This window comes from Eudoraea sp., assembly GCF_049669105.1.
Taxonomy (GTDB): Bacteria; Bacteroidota; Bacteroidia; order Flavobacteriales; family Flavobacteriaceae; genus Eudoraea.
Map to the genome: position 1 here is coordinate 24,816 of NZ_JBATKE010000109.1, position 9,962 is coordinate 34,777.

General features: G+C 36.5%; 9 protein-coding genes. 7 read left to right on the forward strand and 2 right to left on the reverse strand.

All coding sequences use genetic code 11. The features are described from left to right. The first annotated feature begins 96 nt into the window (after positions 1–96). The 4 genes from WBM60_RS09525 (at position 97) to WBM60_RS09540 (ending at position 3,797) form a co-directional block, all read left to right on the forward strand. On the forward strand, positions 97–756 hold the full coding sequence (locus WBM60_RS09525) for a TetR family transcriptional regulator C-terminal domain-containing protein (protein WP_424283009.1): 660 nt from the start codon (positions 97–99) through the stop codon (positions 754–756). Positions 757–777: 21 nt separating this feature from the next. Continuing rightward, entirely contained in the window at positions 778–2,088 is a 1,311-nt protein-coding gene (locus WBM60_RS09530) for an ABC1 kinase family protein (RefSeq protein WP_424276517.1), read from the forward strand. 130 nt (positions 2,089–2,218) lie between these two features. Continuing rightward, entirely contained in the window at positions 2,219–3,226 is a 1,008-nt protein-coding gene (locus WBM60_RS09535) for a 3-oxoacyl-ACP synthase III family protein (RefSeq protein WP_424261062.1), read from the forward strand. A gap of 19 nt (positions 3,227–3,245) precedes the next feature. Beyond that, positions 3,246–3,797 (forward strand): pyridoxamine 5'-phosphate oxidase family protein, encoded by a 552-nt coding sequence (locus tag WBM60_RS09540; protein ID WP_424261064.1) that lies wholly within the window; start codon positions 3,246–3,248, stop codon positions 3,795–3,797. 96 nt (positions 3,798–3,893) lie between these two features. Here the strand turns inward: WBM60_RS09540 and WBM60_RS09545 are convergent, their stop codons facing one another. Next, positions 3,894–6,344 carry a TonB-dependent receptor domain-containing protein gene (locus tag WBM60_RS09545; protein WP_424261066.1) on the reverse strand — a complete coding sequence of 817 codons (2,451 nt, stop codon included), beginning with the start codon at positions 6,342–6,344 and terminating at the stop codon, positions 3,894–3,896. Positions 6,345–6,724: 380 nt separating this feature from the next. On the opposite strand from WBM60_RS09545, the gene WBM60_RS09550 reads away from it, so the two are divergent. Continuing rightward, positions 6,725–7,084 (forward strand): CoA-binding protein, encoded by a 360-nt coding sequence (locus WBM60_RS09550; protein ID WP_424261068.1) that lies wholly within the window; start codon positions 6,725–6,727, stop codon positions 7,082–7,084. A gap of 190 nt (positions 7,085–7,274) precedes the next feature. On the opposite strand, the gene WBM60_RS09555 is transcribed toward WBM60_RS09550, so the two are convergent. Beyond that, positions 7,275–8,738 (reverse strand): sodium:solute symporter, encoded by a 1,464-nt coding sequence (locus WBM60_RS09555; protein WP_424277815.1) that lies wholly within the window; start codon positions 8,736–8,738, stop codon positions 7,275–7,277. A 58-nt stretch (positions 8,739–8,796) separates the two neighbouring features. On the opposite strand from WBM60_RS09555, the gene recR reads away from it, so the two are divergent. Continuing rightward, positions 8,797–9,417: a recombination mediator RecR gene (gene recR / locus WBM60_RS09560; protein ID WP_424276515.1), complete on the forward strand. Its 621-nt coding sequence runs from the start codon at positions 8,797–8,799 to the stop codon at positions 9,415–9,417. Between the two features lie 89 nt (positions 9,418–9,506). Continuing rightward, positions 9,507–9,962 (forward strand): biotin/lipoyl-containing protein (locus tag WBM60_RS09565; RefSeq protein WP_424283010.1); only part of this gene is annotated, 456 nt, incomplete at its 3' end.

Sequence of the window (9,962 nt, forward strand, 5' to 3'; positions counted from 1 at the left end):
GAAAAGCACACTTTTTTTATTCAGGTATTATCTGAAAAATTATAATTAAAACGTTCATATAATATTTAAAAAAATTAAACATAAATAGTAAAGGTTATGACTGCTAAAACCACTGCAAAAAAGCCCTCTAAAGAAAATATTATTTCTTTTTACATGAATTTTGTGCTGGAACATGAAACTGTTCCTAAATCTGTTTTCAAATTTTGTAAGGAAAACAAAATAAAAGAAGAAGAATTTTATAAATATTTTGGATCTGTAACGGGAATTCAAAAAGCTATATGGGATTTATTCTTTGAGAATACCATGAATTTATTATCCAAAAATAAGGAGTATCAGGAATTTTCAAGTAAAGACAAGATGCTCTCTTTCTTTTTTACTTTTTTTGAAATGCTTAAACTTAATCGGAGCTATGTGCTTTTTGCTTTGAATGAGGACAAAAATCCACTAAAAAATCTGGAACAGCTTAAAGGACTTCGAACCGGAATCAGAAATTTTGCAAAAGAATTGATCGAGGAAGACAATAGTGTGAAAATTTCTAAAATCACAAAACACCGTCCTGGGGTGTTTTCAGAAGGTGCTTGGGTACAGTTTCTATTTCTTCTTAAGTTTTGGATGGATGATACCTCAGCGGATTTTGAAAAAACAGATATAGCGATTGAAAAATCTGTAAAAACAGTTTTTGATGTATTTGACAATACACCTTTGGATAGCATATTAGATTTTGGAAAATTTCTCTATAAAGAAAATTTTTCATAATCCTCTTAACCGTAATATAAAATGAAAACACTTGATAAAATCCCCACCGGGAAAATTGAAAGAGCAGGGAAACTCGTTAAGACAGGAGTTAAAGTAGGGGGTAATTTTATGAAGTATTATGGTAAAAAACTGGTAAACCCTGAGCATGATAAAGAAGAGTTGAATGAAGAGAATGCGTCTGATATCTACAATGGCCTAAAATCACTGAAAGGTAGCGCGCTTAAAGTAGCACAAATGCTTAGTATGGAGAAAAATTTACTCCCATCGGCTTATGTGGAAAAGTTCTCTTTAGCACAATTTTCGGTACCCCCTCTTTCCGCGCCTCTGGTGCGCAAAACTTTTAAAAGGTATTTAAATAAATTCCCTGAGGAGGTCTTTGATTCCTTCGAACGGAACTCCATTAATGCTGCCAGTATAGGTCAGGTGCACAAAGCAACAAAAGATGGAAAGGAATTGGCAGTTAAAATACAATACCCTGGAGTAGCTGAAAGTATAAGTAGTGATTTGGCAATTGTTAAACCTATAGCAATAAGGATGTTTAATCTTCAGGGAAAGGACTCAGATAAATACTTTAAAGAAGTTGAGCTTAAACTTCTTGAAGAAACTGACTATAGCCTGGAATTTATTCACAGCGAAGAAATAACCAAAGCTTGCCATATAATTCCAAATTTAGAATTTCCCAAATACTATAAGGAACTTTCCAGTGAGCGCATACTTACCATGGATTGGATGCATGGGCAACATCTAAGTGAATTCTCAAAACAAGGTTTTAATTCAAAATTGGGAAACAAATTGGGGCAAGCACTTTGGGATTTCTATATGTTCCAGTTACATGGACTTCGTAAAGTTCATGCAGATCCTCATCCTGGAAATTTCCTGGTTAGTAAACAGGAAACATTGGTTGCAATAGATTTTGGATGCATAAAGCAAGTGCCGGATGAATTTTATGTCCCGTATTTTGAACTTGCTAAAAAGGAGAATATAGAAAACGATGCCTTTTTCATGGATAAATTATATGAGTTGGAAATTCTTACACCCTCAGATTCTGAAAAAGAAATTATTTTTTTTAAAGCCTTATTTAAAGAAATGCTCGGCCTATTTACAACGCCATTCCATGACGAGTACTTTGATTTTGGAGATGAGGTTTTTTGGTCTAAAATTGCTGCACTGGGAGAACGTTATTCTAAGGACGAGCATATACGAAAAATGAACGGAAACAGGGGCTCTAAGCATTTTTTATATATAAACAGAACCTTTTTCGGCTTGTTCAATCTCTTACACGATCTTAAGGCGAATGTGGAGGTAAATTCATTTCGAAAGTATTTAAACTAGTTCCGGCAGCTATCTAAAAACATCAATTATTTTTTAGTTACCTTAGATTGAGAAAATGATTTTTCTTGTAACTACTATTTCCTAATGTACAGGTAATTATTTTCAGACTAACTAACAAGCAAACTAGGTAATGTACAATTCAAAAATTATTGGACTGGGTTATTTTGTGCCCGATAATGTAGTAACCAATGACGATCTGTCAAAGCTCATGGATACGAATGACGAATGGATCCAGGAGCGAACGGGTATAAAGGAACGGCGACATGTTATAAAAGGGGAGGATACTACCTCCACGATGGGCGTTAAGGCGGCGAAAATAGCTATTGAAAGAGCGGGGATAGATAAGGATGAGATAGATTTTATAGTATTTGCAACCTTGAGCCCGGATTACTACTTTCCGGGACCTGGAGTACAGGTACAACGAGATCTGGATATAAAAACTGTTGGAGCCATAGATATAAGAAATCAATGTTCCGGCTTTGTTTATGGGATTTCCCTGGCAGATCAGTATATCAAAAGTGGCATGTATAAGAACGTACTGGTAATAGGTTCTGAATTACATTCTGGCGGCCTTGATATGACTACTCGCGGTAGGGGAGTGTCGGTAATTTTCGGAGACGGTGCTGGTGCAGTTGTTTTGACAAGAGAGGAGGATAATTCTAAAGGAATTTTGTCTACCCATTTGCATTCAGAAGGGGCGCACGCGGAAGAACTTTCCTTAATTGCACCAGGGATGGGAAAACGATGGGTCTTGGATATATTAAAAGACAATGATCCTAATGACGAATCTTACTTTCCGCATATGAACGGGCAATTTGTTTTTAAAAATGCCGTGGTTCGTTTTAGTGAGGTAATCATGGAAGGGTTAAAGGCTAATAATCTGGAAGTCACGGATATTGACATGCTGATTCCCCATCAGGCAAATTTGCGAATTTCTCAGTTTATACAGAGCAAGTTCAAGTTAAGAGATGACCAGGTTTATAATAATATTATGAAATACGGAAATACCACAGCAGCTTCTATACCTATAGCACTTACCGAAGCGTGGGAACAGGGTAAAATAAAAGAGGGAGATCTAGTAGTATTGGCTGCATTTGGAAGTGGGTTTACCTGGGGTAGTGCCATAATCCGATGGTAAATACTTAAATCTAATTTGGATGGGGAAACGTTATGAAAATCTGGATTCTGCTCACGTAGATTTTATATCTAAACAAAAAATTTTTTTTGTAGCCACTGCCATGAAAGATGGTTCAATTAATCTATCTCCAAAGGGTATGGATTCTTTCAGAATTATTGATGCCACCAAAATCCTTTGGTTAAATCTTACCGGTAGCGGGAATGAAACTGCAACCCATTTGCAATACGATAATAGAATGACTATCATGTTTTGTGCATTTGAAGGGAAGCCAATGATTTTACGTCTATATGGTGAAGCACGGGCATTCCATGAACGCGATTCTTTCTGGAGAGAGCATATTGGACAATTTCCTAAAATAGCCGGTAGCAGGCAATTAATTGAAATGAGAATAAAACTTGTACAGACCTCCTGTGGAATGGGTGTGCCGCTTATGGACTATAAAGCGGAACGAAACATGCTCAATATCTGGGCAGAAAAAAAAGGTAATGATGGACTTATTGAATACATGGGCCTAAAGAATGTTAGTAGTCTGGATGGATTGCCGACAGGTATATTTGATGAATCATCTTAAATTTAAAACCCCCGGCCAATTAGCCGGGGGTTATGTAACTGATAAATACTACAAGAGATAACCAACCAATACTCTGCATATTTTATCAATTAATATTTATAGAATACCACCGCTGCTTTGTTTAGTATTACTATCCCTTCTTTTTCGCTTTGCAGCTTTGTTTTTTCCACTTCCAAATCTATACGAAATACCGGCAAAAACAGTCTGACTCTCCCAATTGAACTCCCCAACCTGGGCAAATGGCTGATCACCAGTAACTGCGAAACGCATGGTGTTGAAAACGTCGTTAAAATTAACACTGAAAGTACCTTTGCCCTGAGCAAAATTATAGCGAGCACCCAGATTCACAAAATACATGGGTTTTACATCAAATTGAATGGTTCTGTTTTGTCCTCTGTAGAATCCAAATAGTTGAAAAGTAAGGTTTTTTGTTGCTTTAAAACTATTGTTCATTCTAAAATTCCAGGCTGTATTTTCCACTTCTATTTCCTGAGTAATAATGTCATCTTGGGTAGCAGTATTATTATCGGCCTGTAAACTCTCAGTAATACCTCTCTGGGTTTGTGAATACAGATCAAAACTAGCATTAATACTCCACCATTTAGTTAGTTTGTAGTTACCCGAGACCTCAATTCCATATGCCGAAGTATCGTCAAAATTGTCAAAGGTTAATATTAGTTTGTTCAGGTCCAATCTGTCTACATACACAGCCCTGTTAATTTCATCCTTAATACTTCTATAGAATAGTCCTGTGGTGATACTTCCATTTTTTAAGCGTCTCGTATAATTTATCTCGTATGAATTTGTGAACTGCGGAACAAGTGTCGGGTTGCCAAAAGAAGATAATAAAGGAGTAGACCACTCACGAATAGGATTTACCTGGGTTAGTCCAGGGCGGTCCACCCGTCTGCTAAAACTAAATTGAAACTGATTTTTTTCTGTTGGACTATACCTGACAAAACCAGAAGGATAAAGTTCTGTATACTTATCTGTAAAGGCTCTTACCTGGTTTGTGTCGGCCTTAACCTCAACATCTTCAACACGAAGCCCTACCTGATAGCCCCATTTGTCATAACTCTGTCCAAAGTTGGCATAGGCAGAATAGATATCCATACCATAAACAAAATCTGTATCCGGAGTTGGAACCAAATTTCCGTCGGGTGTAAATGAAAGTCCGGTGGAGGAATAATCCACATTGGTTTCAAAAATTCTTGCTTCCAGCCCGACCTCGAGTTTGGATATGGAATCTAATGGATTTACATAATCCAGATTAACTATGGTCTGATCTCTTTGGGTATCTACAAAATCCTGATAATCCGGGAATAGAGTGTTTCCGGTTGATTTAAAATCTGCATTCTCCTCATTCGTAAATTTGTTATAATCCGCTTCCAACTCAATATTATGCCCTTCTTTTTTAAATTCCAGTTTATAGTCAAAATTGTACTGCTGACTGTGATTATCACTCTTATTAAAGAAGATTTGATTCATATTGAGTAGTGGGTCATCAAAATAAGTAACTTGAGTCTGTCCTTTGGTTTTGCCGTCAAAATAGTTCTGATTGGTAAAAAACGAAATGGTGTTCTTATCATTGAGATAAAAATCGATGCCTATTTTAAATAGATCGGATTTACGATTATCTAACCAATCGAACAATTGTTCCGAATTTTCATCTATCCTGTATATAAAGCCATTATTTACATATTTACCAATATTGTTTCCATAATTTCCATAAACATTTACCTTGCCATTCCGGTAGTTAAGGTCGATTGAACTATTAAATTTTGCTTCCTGACCAACTGTAAGCCCTGTGTTTAGATTACCGTTAAAACCATTATTAGAATTTTTGTGAAGTATGATATTTATGATGCCGCTCATCCCATCAGGGTTGTATTTGGCTGACGGATTGGTTATTAGTTCAATAGACTTTATGGACGTAGAAGGTATCTGTCTTAATAATTGTGCAACCGGTACGTTGGACAGTTTTCCATCTATCATAACCCTTACATTTGAGTTTCCTCTCATGGAAAGTTGTCCGGTTTGCTGATCTATATTAACCGAAGGAATGTTATTCATTATATCGGAAGCGGTAGCCCCGGCGGTTGTAAGGTCCTTACCCACGTTAACAACCTTCCGGTCCAAGCGCTGTTCAATGGTGGTTAGTTCGGCAACAACTTCAACTCCGGAAAGTTCTTCGGCTTCCTCTTCAAGGGAAATAACCCCTAGTTCCGCGTTCCGTTTGTTTTTTGATAAAGTAATCTCTTGTATGTATGTTTTGTAGCCTATAAATTGGACTTCCACAATAAAAGATCCATCGGGTATTTTTTTTATTTGAAAAGTACCATCTTCATTGGTGATTCCTCCGGTAATTGTGGTGTTATCTGAAGCTCGTTTAATCACAATTGCCGCATACGGCACTGGTTGTTTCTGAACATTGTCGATTACTCTGCCACTAATACTTCCCAGGACTATATCCGTGTTTGGAATAGCTCCTTTTGCAGGGAATACTAAGCTTAAGAACAGGGTAAAAAGAATAATTACTTTATTCATGAACTTTTGGATATTGATTGATTGATGATACCTACTTGACGATAACAATCAGTTAATGTTACTTTACTTAAAAATTTTAACATATTTTATCAGTTCAAAATTTGCCCTGTTTTTTAAAATATATTTGGATTGAAATTGATTAAATTGAAGTAGTATCTTTGTATATCAATGGGTGGAAGATGCTTTCTATTGGCCTAAAAAATAAAACCCCGACAAATTTGCCGGGGTTTCTTTCGTTGATGGGCCACATTAAACACTAACCATTAACTATAAAAATATAGCACCAACAACGTAGTATATTTTAGTATACTATCAAAAGACGAATTATAATTTGAATAGTTACAGTAATTAACACACTTTAACTCAATAAGCAATTTTTTATGAAAACGACACTTGTTTTTGGAGCTTCTTTAAATCCTAATCGCTACAGTAATTTGGCCATAACTAAATTGCGGGCAAAACAAATTGAAACCAGGGCTTTTGGTCTTAAGGTTGGCGATGTGTCAGGTGTACAGATTAGTTCAAGCCTTGAAGGTTTTCAAAATATTCATACGATTACCCTATATCTTAATGAAATACGACAAAAGGAGTATTACGAACAAATTATTCAACTAAAACCTAAACGGGTGATTTTTAATCCGGGGACCGAAAACCCAGAGTTCTATACACTCCTGCGAAACAATGAAATCAGAGTAGAAGTAGCATGCACTTTGGTGCTCTTAGCCACGGATCAATATTAAGTAATATGCTAAAGACAATTATTGTTCTCTATTTGCTTTTAATAGTTTGTATAGGTAGTGCTCAGTAACGAGCGAATTAGAAATTGGAATTGTCAATTAATGAATATGTAGAATTACGGCAAAAGAAGTCAGATTGAGGTTCAATTCTTGAAGAACTTGACTTTCCAAAAGCAGCTATGAATGAAGAATATTAATTAGGTTTTTTTCTTATAAGATATAATCCAATAAAAGTAAATAACCCGTTCACAGGCAAAAGTTCATAGCCTACAGCATATCCTCCGAGATAAGCAGGGGGTACGTTTGCAATGCCAATTACCATAAGTACAGCCGTAATTGCAACAATCCAGACATAATTATCTTTTACTTTGTAAGACGTAAAGATACCAAAAGCAAATAACCCCAAAAGCGGACCATATGTGTAGGTCGCAACGGTCAATAGGCCATCAATAACATTCCTGTCCAAAACATATTTGAATATTATAACCACTACAATCAGGAGCACACTCATCCAGATATGTGTTTTTTTTCGTATTATTTTTTGAACGTTTACCGGCTTCTGTTCAATTCCAAGAAAATCCACACAGAAAGAAGTGGTCAATGAAGTAAGGGCACTATCTGCACTGCTATAGGCTGCTGCAATAAGGCCAAGCATAAAAGTAATTGCCACGGTAACACCCAAGCCACTGTTTAATGCAATTTCAGGGAAAAGAAGATCAGATTTTGGTTCCCCGTCCATTAGTGGTGTTGCTATATCAAATTTACTGGCATAAATAAAAAGCAATGCCCCCAAAAGCAGAAATACAAAGTTTACGACAATGAGGATAAGACTGAAGGAAACCATATTCTTTTGAGCGTCTTTTAAGTTTTTACAGGTTAAGTTCTTCTGCATCATATCCTGATCGAGTCCGGTCATGCAAATAGTGATGAACATACCGCCAATAAAAGATTTTATGAAGTGGTTTTTGGCGTAAAAATCATCGGTAAACAGGACTTTGCTGTACTCCTTTAATTCTTCAGAAGCAATAAACTCCGAAAAGCTCCAGCCCAATTTTGAATTAATGAAGTAAATAGATAAGCCTACAGATATTAGCATAAACAAGGTCTGCAGCGTGTCTGTCCAAACTATTGTTTTAATTCCCCCTCGAAAAGTATATATCCATATTAAGAGAATTGATAAGACTACCGTGAGCTCAAATGGGACATTCCAGGCATCAAATACAAACTGCTGCAAAACTATGGCCACTAAAAAAAGCCGGAAAGAGGCCCCCAATACCCTGGAAACAAAGAATGACAAAGCCCCTATTTTATAGCTGACAATTCCAAATCGCTCTTTAAGGTATTCGTAAATAGAGGTAACATTTAAGCGGTAATAGATGGGCATCAGAATAAAGGAAACGACAAAATAACCCACCAAATATCCGAAAACAACCTGCATATAACTAAACTGGGAACTTTCTACCCAGCCGGGGACAGATATAAAAGTGACACCGGATAATGAAGCGCCAATCATACCAAAAGCTACCAAATACCATGGTGATTGTTTTCCTGCTTTAAAAAAATCAGCATTGGAATCATTTTTTCCGGTGAAGTAAGAGATAAGCAATAGCAAGAAGAAATAACCGCCAATAAGAAGCAGAATATGCGATGCTGTCATAAAAATAAATTACTGACGCAAAGTACAAAAACTTAAAACATTATGTAATTTTGCCTTTATGGAATTTTCATCTAAACTCTTGGAAAATGCGGTTTACCATATGTCTCAGTTACCGGGAATTGGAAAACGTACTGCTTTGCGGTTAGTACTTCACCTTTTACAGCAGCCCGTGGAACAAACGTCAGAATTGTCTCGTTCGCTTCTGGCGCTTAGAGAGGAAATTAAATTTTGCTCAAATTGCCATAATATCTCAGATGTTGCATTATGTCAAATCTGTGCAAACCCGAAAAGGGAGCAAGATGTGGTTTGTGTAGTTGAGGATATTCGAGATGTAATGGCTATTGAAAATACGGGTCAATACATAGGGTTATACCATGTGCTTGGAGGCAAAATATCTCCGATGGAGGGTATTGGCCCACAGGATTTAACCATTTCCTCTTTGATCTCAAAAGTAGGTCAAAATCAGATAAAGGAACTGATTTTTGCACTGAGCTCAACCATGGAAGGTGATACTACTAACTTTTATATATATAAGCAATTAAAGCCTTATGATATAAAAATCTCTACAATTGCGAGAGGTATATCTGTAGGTGATGAATTGGAATATGCAGATGAAGTCACATTGGGAAGAAGCATTCTTAACAGAATTCCATTTGAAGGTTCCTTGAAGGCTACGTGAAGATAATTCATACAATAAATTTAATAATAGGGGCGTTTTTTTAGTATTTTTGCAAAATATTTATTCAAAAAAGCACATTAAATAATAATATGGCAAAATTTGAGTTGAAATTGCCGCAAATGGGTGAAAGTGTTGCAGAGGCTACCTTAACTGCTTGGTTAAAGGAGGTTGGCGATACAATAGAAATGGATGAGGCGGTTTTTGAAATTGCGACAGATAAGGTAGACTCTGAGGTACCTAGTGAAGTTGAGGGCGTGTTACTGGAAAAACTTTTTAATATAGACGATATAATTAAAGTTGGACAAACGGTAGCTGTAATTGAGTTAGAAGGAGGATCAGAGTCGGGAGGAGCGATGCATACAGACCAAAAAGAAGAAATGACAGAAGTTCTTCCGGAAGAAGTAGCTGTGTTAGAAGAAAAAGTGGCTAATGTTCAGGAACTTGTTGGCAGCACTGCTCAAAATTTCGCTGATACCACTCGTTTCTATTCTCCCCTTGTTAAAAATATTGCCAGAGAGGAAGGTATAACCACATCAGAACTGGAT

Bases quoted from the DNA above. Each gene is read 5' to 3' on its own strand.
- WBM60_RS09540 (WP_424261064.1), top strand. From the start codon at position 3,246: ATGGGGAAACGTTATGAAAATCTGGATTCTGCTCACGTAGATTTTATA.
- WBM60_RS09550 (WP_424261068.1), top strand. From the start codon at position 6,725: ATGAAAACGACACTTGTTTTTGGAGCTTCTTTAAATCCTAATCGCTAC.
- WBM60_RS09525 (WP_424283009.1), top strand. From the start codon at position 97: ATGACTGCTAAAACCACTGCAAAAAAGCCCTCTAAAGAAAATATTATT.
- WBM60_RS09535 (WP_424261062.1), top strand. From the start codon at position 2,219: ATGTACAATTCAAAAATTATTGGACTGGGTTATTTTGTGCCCGATAAT.
- WBM60_RS09545 (WP_424261066.1), bottom strand. From the start codon at position 6,344: ATGAATAAAGTAATTATTCTTTTTACCCTGTTCTTAAGCTTAGTATTC.
- WBM60_RS09555 (WP_424277815.1), bottom strand. From the start codon at position 8,738: ATGACAGCATCGCATATTCTGCTTCTTATTGGCGGTTATTTCTTCTTG.
- WBM60_RS09530 (WP_424276517.1), top strand. From the start codon at position 778: ATGAAAACACTTGATAAAATCCCCACCGGGAAAATTGAAAGAGCAGGG.
- recR (WP_424276515.1), top strand. From the start codon at position 8,797: ATGGAATTTTCATCTAAACTCTTGGAAAATGCGGTTTACCATATGTCT.